The organism is Clostridium hominis, from assembly GCF_014287825.1.
Taxonomy (GTDB): Bacteria; Bacillota; Clostridia; order Clostridiales; family Clostridiaceae; genus Clostridium; species Clostridium hominis.
Genome location: NZ_JACOOO010000016.1, coordinates 338,433 through 357,044, shown reverse-complemented (window position 1 = coordinate 357,044; position 18,612 = coordinate 338,433). Strand labels below are relative to the sequence as shown.

The following is an 18,612-nucleotide window of genomic DNA, read 5'->3' as shown; positions in this document are numbered from 1 at the left end:
AATAAACTTTAATAGCCCCCAACCACCTTATCTATTAAATTAATAATTATAAGTAAATAAATCTATTAATCCTTGTCTAATAGATATTATGTGGTATAAGAAAATATTCCATATTATATTTAATAAGATTCAAAATATGAAATAAAAATTCTTATTTATATATATTATATGTTTATGCTTAAAATCCTTTAATATTTTTAAAAAAAGTATAAAAAAAATATTAAAATATTAAATAAAGTACTTTTTCGTTAATAAAATGCGTTATTGTATAAAGTGATGAAGTGAATTATAAAAAGATTTCTAATAATATAATAAAAATAGATTTAATTAGAAAAGGGTTTGTGTATTATGCACAAACCCTAAAATTTTAGGTTAGTTATTTTGTTAGTGACTAAAATAAGGATAATAATTTTTAATTTTAGCTATAATAAAGTTACTTACATTATGATAGGGAAATGAGAAACTCTTACGTTAGCTAAATTATAAAATATAGTAATGCTGTTGTAAATTGCTGATATAACAATTATCGATTTGTCATAATATATTATATGAACTATATATAAAGGTGTTACAAATATTTGTTATTGTAAAGAAAAAATTTTATATACTTTGTGTTTGGTATAAAATATAGGTATATAGATTATTTTACAATAGGCAATTAATTATAAGGGAGAGAAAATAATGAGAGATATTATTGATTTACATACACACTCACTTATTACAGATGGTTCGTATAGCCCAAGAGACGTAGTGAAGAATGCATATAATAATAATGTTAAGGTATTAGCTTTAACAGATCATGATAGTATAGGAGGAATAAGTGAGGCTATAGAAGAAGCTAATAAGTTTGGTATTAAAATAATTAATGGAATTGAAATTAGTGCGTTATATAAAGATGGAAATATGATTCATATTTTAGGATACGGGATGAATATTTATGATAAAGTATTTTTAAAAGCCTATGAAAAAATGAGAAAAGCAAGAGAGGCTACTATGGAAAATGTACTTAATATTTTAAAAGAAAAATATAATTTAGACATAGACATAGATGTCTTAAGGGAGAAAAAATTAGATAGTTTTATATCTAGACATGATATTCATAAGTATATTATTGATAACAATATTTCTAATAATAGCAAATATATATGGAACACATACTTAGATCCAATTCCATACGAAAAGAATGAGTTAATACCTATAGATGAAGCTATTTCTACTATAGTTAATTCGGGGGGACTAGCTTTTTTAGCACACTATAATAATAAAACTACAGGTTTAGGAAAATACAATAAAAATGAAATAGAAAATCATATAGAATACTTAAAATCATTAGGATTAAGCGGAGTTGAAAGATATTATCCTACATTTACAGAAGAGGATGAAGAGTTTTTAGATTATATAACTTCAAAGTATAATTTACTATCAAGTGGTGGCACAGATTACCATGGGGAATATAGAAAAAATAATGATATAGGAATTGGTGACGGAAGCTTTTATGTAGAATTTGATAAGATTAAATTTATAAAAGATAATATTTTTATGTAATCATATCACAGAAAAAAGTTAAATAAGGATATAGGATATTATTATAGTTAATAAATTAATTAATATGTATTTTGATATATTAATTAAGATTACTATCAAGATATTAATCCCCACTAAAGAAACCACCTAATTCAAAAAAACATAAGGAATCTTGAAAGTTTCAAGATTCCATTCTGTTTTATAATAATATAGTTACAAAAAAGTGCCTAATTGTTTTGAGAAAATTTCGTTGATATAATGAGGTTAAATTAAATAAGTATTTTGGAGGTAGAAAAAATGGTAAAGCATATAAATGAAAGAGAGTTTGAAAAGGAAGTTCTTAAAGAAGAAGGCGTAGTAGTTGTAGATTTCTTTGCAACATGGTGTGGGCCTTGTAAAATGTTAGCACCTGTTTTAGAGGAAGTTCAAAGTGAAGTAGAAAATGTAAAAATAGTAAAGATTGATGTTGATCAAAATCCTAATATTTCAACAGAGTATAGAGTAACTAATATACCAACTATAAAGGTATTTAAGGATGGACAAGAGGTTATTACAAAAGTAGGATTTTTACCTAAAGCTCAGTTAATTAACATTATTGAAAATAATAGATAATATTATAATAAAGGAATTTATTAGAGAATAATTTAAAATAGAAATAGAGCAAGTTAGGAGGCGAATTTATGCATTATAATGTAGATGATGTTGTATATGATTGTCCCGTTGAAGCATTAGCAACTATATTAGGGAAGAAATGGGTTGCTCATATGATATGGGCTATGCAAGATAAAAAATTTAGATTCGGTGAACTACAGAGATTAGTTAAAGGCTGTAGTAAAAAAGTATTAAATGATCAGTTAGAGATGTTGATTAATAATAATATAATGGAAAATGATAAAAGAACAGTAAATAATATTGTTGAGTCAACTTATTATTTAAGCGAATCAGGATTATTATTATTACCTTTAATTAAAAATATGATCAATTGGAGCGATATGAATCTTTCTTGTGAAAAAGAAGGAGGAAAGAATTAGTGGGAAATATAAATATATTCATAGTCTTTATAGAGGGAATATTATCTATATTCTCACCATGTATATTGCCAATATTACCTGTATATTTAAGTATGTTAGCAAACAGTACTATTAATGATATGAATAAGGATAACTTTAAGAGTAGTATTTTAATAAGAAATACAATATTTTTTGTATTAGGAATATCAACTACATTCTTTATATTAGGATCATCAATAAGCGCTTTAAGTTCATTTATAGCGACTAATAAAAATATAATTATGATAATAGGTGGAATTATTATTTTAATAATGGGCCTATTTTACTTAGGAATTATTAAGTCTGAATTACTAAGTAGAGAAAAGAGATTAAATGTTAAGTATAAGACCATGTCTCCTTTTTCTGCATTTATTTTAGGACTTGCATTTAGTTTTGGATGGACTCCATGTATAGGACCTATACTTGCATCAGTACTTGTAATGGCTTCAACATCAGATAGTATTTTAGTATCTAATTTATTAATAGCTGTATATACGTTAGGATTTGTAGTTCCATTCCTTATAGTAGCTATATTTTATAGTAAATTAGGTAAACATCTAAATAATATCAAAAAATATATGAATGTAATTAAGAAAATAAGTGGAGCATTTATTATATTAGCAGGATTAATTATGTTAATAACAGGTGTGGTAAATGTTAATAAGCAGATAAATGTTAAAAATGAAAATACAGTTGAAGAAAATAATAATAGTTCTAATGTAGAAGCAAATCAACAGCAAGAGGAGCAGGAGGAGGAAAAAATAGAGCCTATTGATTTTACTTTATATGACAATTACGGTAATGAACATACCTTAAGTGATTATAAAGGTAAAACTATATTCTTGAACTTCTGGGCAACGTGGTGTCCTCCTTGTAGAGAAGAAATGCCTTATATAGATGAGTTATATGAGGAATACAATAAGAATCAAGATGATGTTGTAATTTTAGGAATAGCATCACCAAACTTAGGAAGAGAAGGTTCTAAGGAAGATATAACTAAATTTTTAGATGATAATGGTTATAATTTCCCTGTTGTATTTGATGAAAAAGGATCACTTATGTATGGGTATGGTATGAATTCTTTACCATCTACACTTATAATAGATAAAGAGGGGTATATCACAACGTACGTTCCAGGTGCAATGAATAAAGAAACAATGAAAAAAATAATTGAAAGAGATAGATAGTTTCTGAGGAAAAAGTAGCTAATAGGATTTTCTCAAATTTAATAGGGAATATGTTAAAATATGAAGAATAAAATGTAAAAACAAAATTAAATAAAGTATATTTATTAAATAAAAATTAAAATAAATTTATTATGTAAAAATAAGTTGACAAAAATAATTTAAGGTAATAAAATACAAATATAAAATTTAATAAATCTTCAGGGCAGGGTGAGATTCCCTACCGGCGGTAAAGCCCGCGAGCCTTATGGCATGATTCGGTGAGATTCCGAAGCCGACAGTACAGTCTGGATGAAAGAAGATAAGCGAAAAGTATAGTATAATCTTAACTATATTTAGTAAGTGATTTATTTTGCTCTGAAATATTATATATTTCAGAGCTTTTTGTTTACACTTATATAAATGATTGGATTAACTATTTAAAGTTAATTCATAAATAAATATGTATTTTACATATGTAGTTAAGATTTTTATTAGGTATATTAATTAATATATTGACTTTTATTAAAGTTAAGATATTAATTTTTATAGATACTTCCATTATATGGCCCTGAGATTTAATCTCAGGGCTTTTAATTTTTAATTATAAGATTTATTAAGTTTAAGTTTTTATGATTGAGAGATGATCAAGATGGATAAAGAATTTATGCGGTTAGCTATAGACTTAGCAAAGAATGGCAAAGGTAAAGTTAATCCAAATCCACTAGTTGGGGCAGTTATTGTTAAAGAGGGAAGAGTAATTGGACAAGGATATCATGAAGAGTATGGAAAAGCTCATGCAGAAGTTAATGCTTTTAATAGTTTAAGAGAAAGTGCAGAAGGTGCAACTATATATGTGACATTAGAACCTTGTTCTCATTATGGAAAGACACCACCCTGTGTAGATAAAATAATTGAAAGTAAAATTTCTAAGGTTGTAATAGGAACTTTAGACCCAAATCCATTAGTAGCAGGAAGAGGGGTAAGAAAGCTAAGAGATTCAGGTATAGATGTTGTAGTTGGGATACTTGAAGAAGAGTGTAAAAATCTTGCAGAAGTTTTTATGAAATATATAGTTACTAAAAGGCCTTTTGTAGTGTTGAAAACTGCTATGACATTAGATGGAAAGATTGCTACAAAGACTGGAGAATCTAAATGGATTACTTGTGATGAATCAAGAAAAAATGTTCATAAGTTAAGAAATGAACTATCAGCAATTATGATTGGAGTTAATACTGTTATAAAAGATAACCCAGAGCTTACTTGTAGGTTGAACTATGGAAGAAATCCAATAAGAGTAATAGTAGATAGTAAGCTAAGAATACCTATGACTTCAAGAGTAGTTAATGATAATTTAGCAAGAACAATTATAGCTACAACTGACAAGCGCGATAATAATAAAGCTAAGGAGTTAGAAGAAAAGGGAATAGAAGTAGTAAAAGTTAAAGCGAAGTATGACAGAGTAGATTTGAATGAATTGATGATTAAATTAGGAGAATTAAATATAGATAGTGTTCTTTTAGAAGGTGGAGGGACTTTAAGCTTTTCAGCTTTAGAAGAAGGAATTATAGATAAGGTACAAGCTTACATTTCACCTAAAATTATTGGAGGTGAAATGTCCAAAACTCCAGTAGAAGGTAATGGAGTAGAAGAGTTAAATAAAGCGATATTATTAGAAAATATGACTACAGAAAATGTTGGAGAGGATATATTAATACAAGGGTATATTAAAAGAGGTGAAAACTAGATGTTTACAGGTATAGTAGAGGAAATAGGAGAAATTAAAGGGATAAAAAGAGGAGAAAAATCCTCAGTACTTGTAGTTAAAGCTAATAAGGTATTAGAAGAAACTAGAGTAGGTGACAGTATATGTACAAACGGAGTGTGTCTTACAGTTATCAATATAAATAGAGATACATTTGAAGCAGACGTTATGGCTGAGACATTACGTAAGAGTACTTTAGGTAACCTTTCGATTGGAAGTAAAGTTAATTTAGAAAGGGCTTTAAGTTTAGCAACTAGACTTGGAGGACATATAGTAAGTGGACATATAGATGGAGTTGGTGAGGTTATTTCTTTAGTTAAAGAGGATAATGCTACTTGGGTAAGTGTAAAAGCTGAACCTGAACTTTTAAGGTATATAGTTTATAAAGGCTCTATAGCAATAGATGGAATAAGTTTGACTGTTGCATATGTGGATAACGAAATATTTAAGGTTTCAATAATTCCTCATACTGGAGAAGAAACAATACTTTTAAAGAAGAAGTGTGGGGATACTGTAAATCTTGAGTGTGATGTAATAGGAAAATATGTTGAAAAATTATTGAGATTACCTAAAAAAGAAGAAAGTAAAAAAACATCTATAAGTGAAAGTTTTTTAAGAGAAAATGGATTTTTATAGTGGAGGAGAAAGAGTATGTTTAAATTTAATAGTATTGAAGAGGCTATAGAAGATATAAGAGAAGGAAAGATTGTAGTAGTAATTGATGATCCTGATAGAGAAAATGAGGGAGATCTTTTAATGGCGGCAGAAAAGGTTACAGGGGAAGCTATAAACTTTATGGCTAAGTATGGTAGAGGTCTTATATGTATGCCAATTGAAGAGAAGAGAGCTAAAGAGTTAAATATTGGACCAATGGTATCAAATAATACGGATAATCATGAAACAGCATTTACAGTTTCTATTGACCATATTGATACAACTACAGGAATTTCTGCTTTTGAAAGAGCATTAACAATACAAAAGGTTTTAGAAGATGATAAACCAGAGAATTTTAGAAGACCTGGGCATGTATTTCCTCTAATAGCTAAAGAGGGGGGAGTACTAGAGAGAATAGGACATACTGAAGCTGCTATAGATTTACCTAAGCTTGCTGGTTTAAAGTCAGCAGGAGTTATATGTGAAATTATGAATGAAGATGGAACTATGGCAAGAACTCCAGAACTAATGAACTTTGCTAAAGAACACAACTTAAAAATTGTAACTATAGCTGATTTAGTTAAATACAGAAAAAATAAAGAAAAGAAGGAAGTTTTAGTTGAAAGAGTAGTGGAGATAAAAATGCCTACAAGATATGGTGATTTTAAGATGTTTGGGTTTATAAATAAGTTAAATGGGGAACATCATGTTGCTTTAGTTAAAGGTGATATAAATGAAGAATCTCCAATTTTAGCTAGGGTACATTCAGAGTGCTTAACTGGTGATGCACTAGGTTCTAAAAGATGTGATTGTGGTGAACAATATGATGCAGCTATGAAGAGAATTGCAGAAGAAGGTTCTGGAATACTGTTATATATGAGACAAGAAGGAAGAGGGATTGGACTTATAAATAAGATGAAAGCATATGCACTTCAAGATGAAGGATATGATACTGTACAAGCTAATGTGATGTTAGGATTTCCAGCAGATATGAGAAGTTATGATGTTGCAGCTGCTATTTTAAAAGATTTAGGAGTAAAAAAATTAAGACTTATGACTAATAATCCAAGAAAAATAGATGGTTTAGGTGAGTTTGGAATTGAGATAGTAGATAGAGTACCTATACAAATGAATCATAATGAGAAAAATGAATTTTACTTAAAAACTAAAAAAGAAAAATTAAATCACATGTTAAATTATTAAAATTTAAATAAATAAAAGATATGAAATATTAGGAGGAAATAAAAATGAGAACAATAGAAGGGAATTTAGTATCAAAAGGGCTTAAGGTAGGAATAGTAGTAGGAAGATTTAATGAATTTATAGTTTCAAAATTATTAGGTGGAGCTTTAGATGGATTAAAGAGACATGGAGTTGAAGAAAATGATATTGAAGTAGCTTGGGTACCAGGAGCATTTGAAATTCCACTAGTAGCTAAAAAGATGGCTCAAAATGAAAAGTATGATGCAGTAATATGTTTAGGAGCAGTAATTAAGGGATCTACACCTCACTTTGACTATGTGTGTTCTGAAGCATCAAAGGGAATAGCTTCAGTTTCATTACAAACTGAAAAGCCAGTAATATTTGGAGTATTAACAACAGATTCTATTGAACAAGCTATTGAAAGAGCTGGAACTAAAGCTGGTAACAAAGGGTATGATGCAGCAGTAACAGCAATTGAAATGGCAAATCTTTTAAAGAATTTCTAAGACTATGAATAAGAAAATTAATATTATATTTGATTATGATGGAACACTGCATAATAGTATAAAAATTTATGGACCAGCTTTTAGAAAAGCATATGAATATTTAATTAAAGAAGGGTATGCAGAAGAGAAGGTTTGGGAGGATAAAGAAATAAGTAAATGGTTAGGATATAGTGCAAAAGATATGTGGAATAACTTTATGCCTAATTTACAAGAAGAAGTAAAGAAAAAATGTAGTTCTATTATAGGAAATTCAATGATTGAATATTTAAGCCAAGGTAATGCAGAATTATATGATGGTACTATAGAATTACTTAAAGAGTTACAAGAAAGAGGATACAATTTGATTTTCTTAAGTAATTGTAAAATTAAATATATGAATGAGCATAATAAATTGTTTAAATTAGATAAATATTTTAATGATTTTTATTGTACAGAACAATTTGAATTTAAGCCTAAATATGAAATATTTAATTTTATAAAAGAGAAGTACCATGGTGATTTTATAGTTATTGGAGATAGATTTGTAGATATTGAAATTGCCAAAGTACATAATTTACAATCTATAGGTTGTTTATATGGATTTGGTAGTTATGAAGAATTAAAGGAAGCTACTTTTTTAGCAAAGGAAATTACTGAGTTGAAGGATTTAATATACAATATTAAATAGTAATATAATAAAGGAGTATTTAGTTTAACTAAATATTCCTTTAATTTTATGAAGTTATTTTTATTATAAATAATTATATTAAGTAATTTTAAGATGGTATAATTAGGTTGATTAGTTTATGTATTAGAAAGGTATTATTTTATGAGCAATTTATTAATAATAGAAGATGATGTTATGTTGAATCAAGGAATAGCATTTAATTTTCAGATGGATGGGTTTAACATTACTTCAGCTTTTACTTTAGAGGAAGCTAGAGAAAAATTAGATAAAGAAAACATAGATATTATAATATTAGATTGTAATTTACCAGATGGTAGTGGATTTGATTTTTGTAAGAATATAAGACAAAAGTATACAACTCCAATTGTATTTTTAACTGCATGTGATACAGAACTTGACATAATAACAGGGTTAAGGATAGGGGCAGATGACTATATTACTAAGCCGTTTAGTATTAATGTTTTAAGAGAAAGAGTTCTAACAGTACTTAGAAGGTGTGGTAAAAATAGCATATCTTCAAATATTATTAAAGAGGGGGAGTTTAAAATAGATTTAGACAAAATCACAGTACAGAAAAATGGAGAAAGTATAGTTTTGGCTCCTACAGAATATAAATTGTTAAAAAAACTAATTTTATCTAAGGGTGAAATTTTAACGAGACAAGTTTTACTAGAAGAGTTATGGGAAAATGAAGAATATGTTGAAGAGCATGCTCTAACAGTAAATATTAATAGACTTAGAAATAAAATTGAAGATAATCCATCAAAGCCTAGATATATTAAAACTGTGTATGGAATTGGATATGCTTGGACAGGTGAGAAGTATTGATAAGATTAAAGAGGATGTTTTTAAATAATATATATAGTATTTTTACTATTTTAGTTTCAATAATAAGTATTATATTTTTAATAATTATTAAGTTGAATATAAATTATATCATTACTACTAATCCGAGTATTTACAATGAAGCAAATAGTTTATTCTTTATAATTGGAATATTTATTTTAATAATAGCTTTAATTATTCTAGGGTTCATATATGTTGTTAGAAAAAATATTTTAAGTTTTTCCAACAATATGTGTGATATTATAGATAAAGTTATTTATAAAGAGGAAAATATAGAGTTTGTGGAAGATGAGGAAACTATATTTTCAAAGTTACAACATAAGTTAAAAAAGCTCGTTGAAATATTAGATAATAATAGAGAAGAGGCTTTAATAGAAAAAGAGAATATAAAATCTCTTATAGGAGATATTTCACATCAAATTAAGACGCCAATAGCTAACATTACTATGTATAATGATACATTAATTCAAAGAGACCTAAATAGAAATCAGCAAAGTATGTTTTTAAATAATATGAAGTTTCAAGTATCTAAGCTAGAGTGGCTGGTGCAAGCTTTGATTAAAATGTCGAGGTTAGAAAGTAATATAATATCGCTAAATAAAGTTAATAGCACTTTAAGTGATACTATAGCTAATGCTTTAAGTGGAGTGTACTTAAAGGCTGAAGAGAAAGAGATTGACTTAGAAATAGAATGTCCAACATTTATAAAGGCAAATCATGATAAAAAGTGGACTAGTGAAGCTTTGCTTAATATTATTGAAAATGCAGTAAAATATACTGATAATGGCGGTAGAATTAGTATTTCTGTTGAGGAATGGGAGTTATTTACTAAGATAGATATTATGGATACAGGTATAGGAATTTCTGAAGAAGATATAAATAATATATTTAAAAGGTTTTATAGGAGTAGAGAGGTATCAGAAGTTGAGGGGATAGGAATAGGATTATATTTAACTAATGAGATCATAATAAAACAAGGGGGATATATTAAAGTAAAATCTAAAAAAGGAAAAGGAACAACTTTTTCAGTATTTTTACAAAGATAAAGTAAAAAAACAACGCTTAAGTAAAATTAAGCGTTGTTTTATTTTAATTTTATTCTAAGCCTACAAAGTCAGATGGGAATGGAGCAATTACACTAACTAGTATAATATCTTCATTACCTGTATTTTTTAGACCATGTTGTGCATCTTTAGTAGATAAAAGCATATCTCCTTTAGTGAAAGGAACCTCTTTATCTTTTTCAGGGTAAACTACTCCAGTTCCTTGAATACAAATCCATAAGTCGTCTGATGTAGTATGCTTATGTGTAGGGATAAATTGATTAGGCTTTACAACCCAAACAGCAGCGGTAGTAGAATCGGAAGTATAAACTACTGTTTTCTTAGCTTCTTTATCATCACCTTGAGCAACTTGGCTTAATTTAAATAAACGATTTTCCATAAAATAAGTCTCCTTTAAAAAGTAATTCTTAAATAGGTTATGGAGTAATAAATAATATATACTTTGTATTTTCCTAGACTATAATAATATTTTTACAACCATTTTTTTCTGAAATATTTTTAAGTTCATCCATATATTTATCAGAAGGACTTGGGTGAGACTTTAAAGAGTGCCTTACTCCAAGATTTCTGAACTTTATAAGTTTATATCTTATATTTGGATCATATTTGTTTATAATTTCAGAAACTCTTTTTACTGTTTCTTCATTATTAAATATTTCAGGAACGATGACAGTTCTTACCTCATAAAGTTTACCTATAGAAGCTAAGTAGTCCAAATTTGATAATACATGTTTATTATCAAAATCTATATATTTGTTATGTATACTATTATCGAATGATTTAACATCAAGCATAACACCATCACAAAGTTCTAAAAGATTAGCCATTTCTTTAAAGTCCTTAGAACCATTACTATCAACAAAACAAGTTAATCCTAATGATTTAGCTTTAGTAAATAAACTTATCAAAAAGTCTTCTTGAAGAGTACATTCTCCACCTGATACAGTTATTCCTTGGATAAAAGGTTTATAGTTAGTTACTTCATTAATTATATCATCAGTAGACATTTTAGAAACTTTAGGACTACTGTTATTATTACATGCTTTTATACAAGCATCACAATTACAGCATTTTGTTTTATCCCAAAAAACTTTACTGTTATTTTGAGCAATAGCTCCATTAGGGCAAGCTGTGATACATGTACCACAGTTACCACATATATTTATTGTTTCAGGATTATGACAGTAGATACAGTTGAAATTACAGCCCTGTAGAAAAATAGCAGTTCTATTTCCTGGCCCATCAACAGAGCTAAAAGGAATTATATTATTAACGAATCCAGTCATTATCGTATCATTCTCTCAAGTACTTTACCGTTTTGAACTTGTCCTTGTCCTAAAACAACTGTATCTTGAAGTGTAGCTTCACCTCTATTTAGCTTTTCAATTTCACTTTTCTTAACTAAGTATCCAGTTATTCTTATTACATCAGCATCTGAAGAGTAAAGTGAGAAATATCTCATACCTTCTCTAAATGCACCTTGAATTATATTTAATATAAATTCAGGGTTGTTCATTGCATTCATTTCAAATGGGAATATATCACCAACACCTGATGGGAAGTATTTATGAAATCTAGCAGTTTGTTTTAAGTGCTTCCATAATTCAGGTTCTTCGCCTATTGGAATTCTTGAACCTGGGCTTATATTTATATCATCACCAATACCTACTTGAGCATGAAGTAAAAGTCTTTTGTTAGTAACTTTACAGTGTTTACTTTCAAAGTTATTTATGAAGTTTTCCATAAAGTCCATTATTCTAACGCCAAGATCATCAGCTTTTTTGCAGTGACCAAATTTGTCTTCTAAATTTTCAGCTTTAAGTAGGATATTAACAGCTTCAGCAAGTCCTACAAGACCAAACATAGAAGTAAATCTATCTTTGCTTATAAATCCTTCTTTTACTAAGAAGTTAGTTTCAAAGAAAGTACTTTCTTCAACTATGTATCTAATTCTTTCATTTATATATTCAGCCATACATTGCATAGCATTAGGTAATTTATCATTGAAGAAATCATCAATATCAGTAGCAGTAGAAGCTAAAGTAGATAATCTCATTCTAACTAAGGTATGAGCTCCACCGCCAACATGTAGACCATTGTAGCAGCTAGCAATTCCGTAGTTACCTAAATCTTCGGTAAACATTTTATGATTTGCAAAGCTTGGTTTAGCTGTAACTAATGCTGTTTTAATAGCTTCAATAGCTAAATCGGTTGGAGTTTCTTCACTATATTTTAAAGTTAAGTTAGGAATAGCATTTTCTAACTCTCTTTCAACTTCTAATATTATTTTAGCCGCCCTAGTTGGTTTTGGACCTAAGTTACCATGGCAGAAAGAGTCTGTTATAGTTCTATCTAATTGAGTTAAGAATAATCTAATTGCAAGCTTAGCTTCAGCTTCATCTACTATAAATGGCTCTAATAGGTAGTCTATATTACCAATGTAAACTGGCATTGAAGTGATTGAAGGAACATGTTTATACATTATTAATAAATTTGTAGTAGCTTCCCATATATTTGTTGGAGAAGCTAATTCTAAAAATTTACATCCTTCTTTTATGAACTTTTCATAATCAGGAAGTATATATCTAGGTCTATAAGGCACATTACCTTCGAATAAATCACAGATTATACCTGCATCTCTTAGTTTTTGAGTTTCATCAGAAATATTTAATACTTTTACACTATTTTCAGCATATCTAGCTAAAGATAATACTTTTTGTTCATATGTTAAAGTAACGTCTTTAACAATTTTTTCGATATCGTTCATATTGTCACCTCTAAAGTCATCTTATGTTCCTATAGATTATAACATATAATCTATTTATTTAATTATAGTAAATATCGGTTAGCACACTTTATTATTACAACTAATATTAATGTAGTTTTTAATATTCCAATAAATAAGTAATGAAATTATTATAAAAATGAGATATAATGAATAGTAATGAACGCTATATAAATGCTTATGTTAGTGAATTGCATTTATATAGCGTTTATTTTTATGTGGAAAATAATTTTTATTAAAGAGGAGAAAGAATGTTATTTAAAGATTTAAATATAATTAAGCCAATATTAAATTCAATAGAAGAATCTGGCTATGAAAAACCAACAGCAATACAAGAAAAGTCAATACCATCTATATTAGATGGAAGAGATATATTAGGTTGTGCACAAACAGGAACAGGTAAAACAGCAGCATTTGCTATACCAATATTACAAAGAATAATTGCAGAGAAAAAAGTTGATAATGAGAGAAAATTAAAGGCTTTAATAGTAGCGCCAACAAGAGAACTGGCTATACAAATAGGTGAAAATGTTACTACATATTCAAAGTATTTAGATATTAAAAGTACAGTTATATTTGGTGGGGTAAATCAAAGCTCACAAGTTAGAAAAATAAAATCTGGAGTAGATGTTTTAATAGCAACACCAGGAAGACTTATAGATTTATCAAATCAAAGACATGTTGATTTAAAAAATGTTAAGTATTTTGTACTTGATGAAGCAGACCGTATGTTAGATATGGGGATGATTCATGATGTAAAGAGAATAATATCAAAATTACCTAAGGAAAGACAAAATCTATTATTCTCAGCTACGATGCCTAAAGAAGTTATGAAGCTTGTAAATTCTATATTAAAAAATCCAGTTAAGGTAGAAGTTCAACCAGTTTCATCAACAGTAGATATTATTTCTCAAGGGGCTTACATGGTCGCAAAGAAAAATAAAAAATCATTATTAGTACATTTACTAAAGGATGAATCTATAAAATCAGTTATAGTATTTTCAAGAACTAAACATGGAGCAAATAAAATAGCAAAAGACCTTAATAACGTAGGTATTGAAGCTGCAGCTATTCATGGTAATAAATCTCAAAATCAAAGACAATTAGCTTTAAATAATTTTAAAGAAGGTAGTTTAAGAGTTTTAGTTGCTACAGATATAGCAGCTAGAGGTATAGATGTAGATGAATTATCACATGTTATAAATTACGATTTGCCAGATGTACCAGAAACTTATGTACATAGAATAGGGCGTACAGGAAGAGCCGGAAGAGAAGGAGTTGCAATTACTTTATGCGATTCAGAAGAACTGGAAATGTTTAGAAGGATTGAAAAAGTTATAGGAAAATCAATACCAGTACTTGCAGAAGAAAAGTTTGAAATAATAGAACCTGTTATATCACAAAAAACATTAAATCAAATTGAAAAGTTAACTGGTGATGATAAGAAGAACTCAAAAAGAAGACAGTATGGAAATAAAAACGGAAATGTAAGAGGTAAATCTCAAGGAAATAGTAATAGAAGTGGTAAGCCTAACAACGGTAAAAGCAATAGTGGAAAAGGGAATAATGGAAAACCAAGCACTGCTAAAGCTGGTAATACTAAAGCTAATAGTGGAAATAGAAGTAGAAAGCCAAGCTCAGTTAGTAAGTAATTAGGTAATAGATAATAAGTAATAGATAAGAAGTGTGTTTAATATAAAATAAATAGTTAAACAGAAATAGAAAATACGTAGGATTTATTCTTACGTATTTTTTTATTTACCTTTGTTATGTTATATATATTGATATTTTAATTTAATATAACATTTTGTCTTCATACGAATATAACAGAATTGTTATATTTAATAATAAGAATATCTCAAAGCTGTGAGGTTTTGTTAGAAGTGCTCATGATATCATTATATTGTAAGAAAGATAAAGTAAATATTTAAAAGAATCTTTGAAATATATAATGACTTAATGAAGAGAGGTTAAAAAAATGAGTATATTAATTACAGAAGGTTTAAAAAAGTATTATGGGAAAGATGAAAATTTAGTAAAAGCATTAGATAATGTTAATCTTGAAATAAATAAAGGTGAGTTTGTTGCAATAGTAGGAACTTCAGGATCAGGCAAAAGTACATTACTTCATATGCTTGGTGGGTTAGATAGACCATCACAAGGAAAGGTAATCGTAGATAATAAAGATATATTTTCAATGGATAATGACAAACTCACAATTTTCAGACGTAGAAATATAGGTTTTGTTTTTCAAAGCTATAATTTAGTACCTATATTAAATGTTTATGAAAATATAGTTTTACCAATAGAGCTTGATGGAAATAAAGTTGATACAAAATATGTAGACAATATTATAGAAACATTAGGCTTAACTGATAAGATAAATAGATTACCTAATAAGCTATCAGGGGGGCAACAGCAAAGAGTTGCAATAGCTAGGTCCTTAGCTACTAAACCTTCAATAATATTAGCTGATGAGCCTACAGGAAATCTTGATTCTAAAACGGAACAAGAAGTTTTAGGTTTATTAAAAGTAACTAGTAAGAAATTTAACCAAACCATAGTTATGATAACTCATAATGAGCAAATAGCTCAGATGGCTGATAGAATAATAAGAATTGAAGATGGAAAGATAGTAGCTAAAAGGGGGTAGGAGTTAATGCTTCAAAATAATAATGCAGAAATAATAAAGATGATAAGTAATAGAAGCTTAAAAGTAAATAAATTAAGAAATATATTTGCTATTTTAGCTATAGCATTAACTACATTACTTATAACTACAACTATAGCAGGTGGAATTACATTTTATAATACTAATAAAGCTTATATGAATGTAAGTACCTATGGAGTAGATGCTGATGGATATATTAATATAAATGATGAAATTAAATTAAAAAGCATAGAGAATATTAAGAAAATGGGAGTTGTTCAATTAGCTAGTGAAGATGTTATAAAAAATAATATTTTAGCAAAAGAACAAGTAGTATTAGAAGCAACTGATGATAAAGCTACATATGAGATGATGGCAATAGTGCCTATAGAGGGAACTTTTCCAAAGGAAGCTGAAGATATATTACTGCCAACATGGGTATTAGATTTATTAGAAATAGATAAAAAGGTTGGAGAAAAGGTTACTTTAGATATAGTAATAAATAAAGAGGTTAAAAGTATTGATTTTAATCTTTGTGGATATTATGAATCACTAGTTACAAGAGGAATGGGAAGAACTAGAGCCTTAGTATCTAATAAATTTGTAGATAAGTATAATAAGGAAATAACTAAGATAGATGGAACAAAGACAGCATATGTTAACTTAAAAAATATAAAATCAACATCAAGCTATGATGCAGTTCAAGGAGAACTACAAAAAATAGCTGATAGAGTTGGAGCAAGCAAAGCTAAATCACATCCAAAGTATGATACTGGTGAAAAGGTATCTATGAATAGTTCAGTTATACAACAAACAATGGCTATATTGTTAGCGATAGTTTTAGTAATAGCTACAGGATATTTAATTATATATAATATCTTTTATATATCAGTTACAAAGGATATAAAGTTTTATGGATTATTAAAGACAATTGGAACCACTTCAAAGCAACTTAAGAAAATAATAATAAAACAAGCTTTAAAGTTATCAATTATAGGAATACCAATTGGATTAATTTTAGGATATGGTGTTGCAGTATTAATATTACCTATAGCATTATCATTCACTATTTTTGGGAATATAGTTGTAGTATCCAAAAACCCAGCAATATTTATATTATCAATATTATTTTCGCTTATAACAGTTTTAATAAGTTGTAATAAACCAGGGAAAATAGCAGGAAAGGTTTCACCTATTGAAGCAGTTAGATTTGTATCATCAGATGTAGAAAAATCAAAGAAGAAGGATAAAAAAGGTACTAATGGAGCTAAGCTTAATAAGATGGCTTGGAGCAATATAGTAAAGAGCAAAAAGAGGGTAATATTATCTATTTTTTCAATATCATTAAGTGCAATTATGGTCATATTTACAATAAGTGCAACTATGGGTATTAATCCTGAGAAGCATGCTGAAAATCAAATGGTTGCTGATATTACTGTTGGAAATGTAATAGGACATTTCTGGGGAGAGGTAGAATATGATCCAATAACAGAAGATTTAATATCTAAAATTGAAGCTTTAGATTTTGTTAAAGAAGTAAGAAGAAATTATAGCGCAATAGCTCCAGGTACTATGGGAGAGATGTTTGATTTTGGAATTGAGATGAATTTAGAAGGTAAGATCAAAGAAGAATTTGATGTAGGAGAAAAATCAGGAAAGCAAAACATAAGATATAGTATGTTTGCACCTGCCGATAATAAAATTAGAGCTAATGTAACAGCTCTAAAAAGTGATAGATTAGATAAAGAGCTTGAAAAATTTGAAGTGATTGATGGTGAGATTGATACTGAAAAGTTTAAGTCAGGGGAATATTTGATTTATAATGTTTTTGTAGGAGAACCATATGTAATAAAGGCTGGAGATATACTTCCATTTACAATGATGATTCCAGATGAAAATGGAAATCTTAAGGAAGTAAAAAAAGAGTTTAAGGTTATGGCAGTAGTAGCAGATAGGCAAGGGGGATGGTCTGCTAGCAATATGGATACATTTAATATAGAAGAGAACGCATTTAAAGAGTTATTCCCTCAATATGAAAATTATATAAAAAGTGTTGATATTGACTTAAAAGATAATGTTGATTTAGTGGTGGCTGATAATGAAATAAGTAAAATTATAAATGAATCAGGCAACATTATGTTAATGTTAACTTCTAAAAATTATTATATAGATGGTATGAAAGAAATGAAAACTATATTATTAATTGTAGGAGGAGTAGTAGCCTTAATATTAGGCTTAATAGGAATTATAAATGTTACAAATACAATGCTTAGTTCATTACTTTCAAGAAGGGTAGAATTTGCAATGCTTGAATCTATTGGTATGACAATGAATCAGATAAGAAAAATGCTGTTGTTTGAAGGGGGGTATTATATACTTTTAACAAGTTTAATAATAATTCCTCTAGGTTTTATAGCTAGCTTTACAGCGCCTATGGTTATGCCGATATATGGAGGGTTTAATTTAGGGATATATCTACTATCGTTAATAATAGCTATTAGTTTAATATCTATATTAATGTTAATAGTTCCATTAATAGGATATAAGTTCATAAGTAAGGAAAGTATAGTAGAAAGACTTAGAATAGCAGAGTAGTTATAAAGTAGTGAGATAGATTAAAGAAGCTGAGAATAAAAACTCAGCTTCTTTAATTTATTCAAAAGTATTTATTAAATAAAAGTTTATAGCTGTAATATAGATGATAATAAAACAATATATTTATAATATATAGCAATT

General features: G+C 28.0%; 17 protein-coding genes and 1 riboswitch. Of the genes, 14 read left to right on the top strand and 3 right to left on the bottom strand.

The features are described 5' to 3' along the window. Positions 1-681 precede the first annotated feature (681 nt). The 11 genes from H8S20_RS09860 to H8S20_RS09810 all read left to right on the top strand — a co-directional run bounded on the left by H8S20_RS09860 (position 682) and on the right by H8S20_RS09810 (position 10,423). Complete coding sequence (locus H8S20_RS09860; RefSeq protein ID WP_186859997.1) at positions 682-1,545, top strand: PHP domain-containing protein; 864 nt, start codon at positions 682-684, stop codon at positions 1,543-1,545. Between the two features lie 276 nt (positions 1,546-1,821). Next, positions 1,822-2,136 carry a thioredoxin gene (gene trxA / locus H8S20_RS09855; RefSeq protein WP_186859996.1) on the top strand — a complete coding sequence of 105 codons (315 nt, stop codon included), beginning with the start codon at positions 1,822-1,824 and terminating at the stop codon, positions 2,134-2,136. 68 nt (positions 2,137-2,204) lie between these two features. Beyond that, a complete protein-coding gene (locus tag H8S20_RS09850; RefSeq protein WP_186859995.1) occupies positions 2,205-2,555 on the top strand; it encodes a winged helix-turn-helix transcriptional regulator in 351 nt (116 codons plus the stop codon). Then, positions 2,555-3,760 carry a redoxin family protein gene (locus H8S20_RS09845; protein WP_186859994.1) on the top strand — a complete coding sequence of 402 codons (1,206 nt, stop codon included), beginning with the start codon at positions 2,555-2,557 and terminating at the stop codon, positions 3,758-3,760. Before H8S20_RS09850 ends, H8S20_RS09845 begins: the two co-directional genes overlap by 1 nt. A gap of 189 nt (positions 3,761-3,949) precedes the next feature. Continuing rightward, a riboswitch (FMN riboswitch) is annotated at positions 3,950-4,064 on the top strand. 324 nt (positions 4,065-4,388) lie between these two features. Then, positions 4,389-5,483 (top strand): bifunctional diaminohydroxyphosphoribosylaminopyrimidine deaminase/5-amino-6-(5-phosphoribosylamino)uracil reductase RibD, encoded by a 1,095-nt coding sequence (gene ribD / locus H8S20_RS09840; protein ID WP_186859993.1) that lies wholly within the window; start codon positions 4,389-4,391, stop codon positions 5,481-5,483. Next, entirely contained in the window at positions 5,484-6,137 is a 654-nt protein-coding gene (locus tag H8S20_RS09835) for a riboflavin synthase (RefSeq protein WP_186859992.1), read from the top strand. Between the two features lie 15 nt (positions 6,138-6,152). Continuing rightward, positions 6,153-7,358, top strand: coding sequence for a bifunctional 3,4-dihydroxy-2-butanone-4-phosphate synthase/GTP cyclohydrolase II (locus H8S20_RS09830; RefSeq protein WP_186859991.1), 1,206 nt, complete (start codon positions 6,153-6,155; stop codon positions 7,356-7,358). A 44-nt stretch (positions 7,359-7,402) separates the two neighbouring features. Beyond that, positions 7,403-7,864 (top strand): 6,7-dimethyl-8-ribityllumazine synthase, encoded by a 462-nt coding sequence (gene ribH, locus H8S20_RS09825; protein ID WP_186838442.1) that lies wholly within the window; start codon positions 7,403-7,405, stop codon positions 7,862-7,864. A gap of 4 nt (positions 7,865-7,868) precedes the next feature. After that, complete coding sequence (locus H8S20_RS09820; RefSeq protein WP_186838443.1) at positions 7,869-8,531, top strand: HAD family hydrolase; 663 nt, start codon at positions 7,869-7,871, stop codon at positions 8,529-8,531. 141 nt (positions 8,532-8,672) lie between these two features. After that, the gene (locus H8S20_RS09815) at positions 8,673-9,359 is read left to right on the top strand and encodes a response regulator transcription factor (RefSeq protein ID WP_186838444.1); all 687 of its coding nucleotides are present in this window, start codon (positions 8,673-8,675) and stop codon (positions 9,357-9,359) included. Further along, complete coding sequence (locus tag H8S20_RS09810; RefSeq protein WP_186859990.1) at positions 9,356-10,423, top strand: sensor histidine kinase; 1,068 nt, start codon at positions 9,356-9,358, stop codon at positions 10,421-10,423. The genes H8S20_RS09815 and H8S20_RS09810 overlap by 4 nt, the downstream gene beginning before the upstream one ends. 49 nt (positions 10,424-10,472) lie before the next feature. Here H8S20_RS09810 and H8S20_RS09805 read toward each other — a convergent pair whose 3' ends face one another. The 3 genes from H8S20_RS09805 to H8S20_RS09795 all read right to left on the bottom strand — a co-directional run bounded on the left by H8S20_RS09805 (position 10,473) and on the right by H8S20_RS09795 (position 13,208). Further along, positions 10,473-10,820 (bottom strand): cupin domain-containing protein, encoded by a 348-nt coding sequence (locus H8S20_RS09805; RefSeq protein ID WP_186838446.1) that lies wholly within the window; start codon positions 10,818-10,820, stop codon positions 10,473-10,475. 73 nt (positions 10,821-10,893) lie between these two features. After that, positions 10,894-11,730 carry a YjjW family glycine radical enzyme activase gene (locus H8S20_RS09800; protein WP_186838461.1) on the bottom strand — a complete coding sequence of 279 codons (837 nt, stop codon included), beginning with the start codon at positions 11,728-11,730 and terminating at the stop codon, positions 10,894-10,896. Next, positions 11,727-13,208, bottom strand: a complete 1,482-nt coding sequence (locus tag H8S20_RS09795; protein ID WP_186859989.1) for a YjjI family glycine radical enzyme — start codon at positions 13,206-13,208, stop codon at positions 11,727-11,729. Before H8S20_RS09795 ends, H8S20_RS09800 begins: the two co-directional genes overlap by 4 nt. 269 nt (positions 13,209-13,477) lie before the next feature. Between H8S20_RS09795 and H8S20_RS09790 the strand changes: the two genes are divergently transcribed. The 3 genes from H8S20_RS09790 to H8S20_RS09780 all read left to right on the top strand — a co-directional run bounded on the left by H8S20_RS09790 (position 13,478) and on the right by H8S20_RS09780 (position 18,471). Further along, positions 13,478-14,878 (top strand): DEAD/DEAH box helicase, encoded by a 1,401-nt coding sequence (locus H8S20_RS09790; RefSeq protein ID WP_186859988.1) that lies wholly within the window; start codon positions 13,478-13,480, stop codon positions 14,876-14,878. A 326-nt stretch (positions 14,879-15,204) separates the two neighbouring features. Then, positions 15,205-15,879 (top strand): ABC transporter ATP-binding protein, encoded by a 675-nt coding sequence (locus H8S20_RS09785; protein WP_186859987.1) that lies wholly within the window; start codon positions 15,205-15,207, stop codon positions 15,877-15,879. 6 nt (positions 15,880-15,885) lie between these two features. Further along, complete coding sequence (locus H8S20_RS09780; protein WP_186859986.1) at positions 15,886-18,471, top strand: ABC transporter permease; 2,586 nt, start codon at positions 15,886-15,888, stop codon at positions 18,469-18,471. Positions 18,472-18,612 lie beyond the last annotated feature (141 nt).

Bases quoted from the DNA above. Each gene is read 5' to 3' on its own strand.
- H8S20_RS09790 (WP_186859988.1), top strand. From the start codon at position 13,478: ATGTTATTTAAAGATTTAAATATAATTAAGCCAATATTAAATTCAATA.
- H8S20_RS09785 (WP_186859987.1), top strand. From the start codon at position 15,205: ATGAGTATATTAATTACAGAAGGTTTAAAAAAGTATTATGGGAAAGAT.
- H8S20_RS09850 (WP_186859995.1), top strand. From the start codon at position 2,205: ATGCATTATAATGTAGATGATGTTGTATATGATTGTCCCGTTGAAGCA.
- H8S20_RS09805 (WP_186838446.1), bottom strand. From the start codon at position 10,820: ATGGAAAATCGTTTATTTAAATTAAGCCAAGTTGCTCAAGGTGATGAT.
- H8S20_RS09815 (WP_186838444.1), top strand. From the start codon at position 8,673: ATGAGCAATTTATTAATAATAGAAGATGATGTTATGTTGAATCAAGGA.
- H8S20_RS09820 (WP_186838443.1), top strand. From the start codon at position 7,869: ATGAATAAGAAAATTAATATTATATTTGATTATGATGGAACACTGCAT.
- ribD (WP_186859993.1), top strand. From the start codon at position 4,389: ATGGATAAAGAATTTATGCGGTTAGCTATAGACTTAGCAAAGAATGGC.
- H8S20_RS09795 (WP_186859989.1), bottom strand. From the start codon at position 13,208: ATGAACGATATCGAAAAAATTGTTAAAGACGTTACTTTAACATATGAA.
- H8S20_RS09780 (WP_186859986.1), top strand. From the start codon at position 15,886: ATGCTTCAAAATAATAATGCAGAAATAATAAAGATGATAAGTAATAGA.
- H8S20_RS09860 (WP_186859997.1), top strand. From the start codon at position 682: ATGAGAGATATTATTGATTTACATACACACTCACTTATTACAGATGGT.
- H8S20_RS09835 (WP_186859992.1), top strand. From the start codon at position 5,484: ATGTTTACAGGTATAGTAGAGGAAATAGGAGAAATTAAAGGGATAAAA.
- ribH (WP_186838442.1), top strand. From the start codon at position 7,403: ATGAGAACAATAGAAGGGAATTTAGTATCAAAAGGGCTTAAGGTAGGA.
- trxA (WP_186859996.1), top strand. From the start codon at position 1,822: ATGGTAAAGCATATAAATGAAAGAGAGTTTGAAAAGGAAGTTCTTAAA.
- H8S20_RS09830 (WP_186859991.1), top strand. From the start codon at position 6,153: ATGTTTAAATTTAATAGTATTGAAGAGGCTATAGAAGATATAAGAGAA.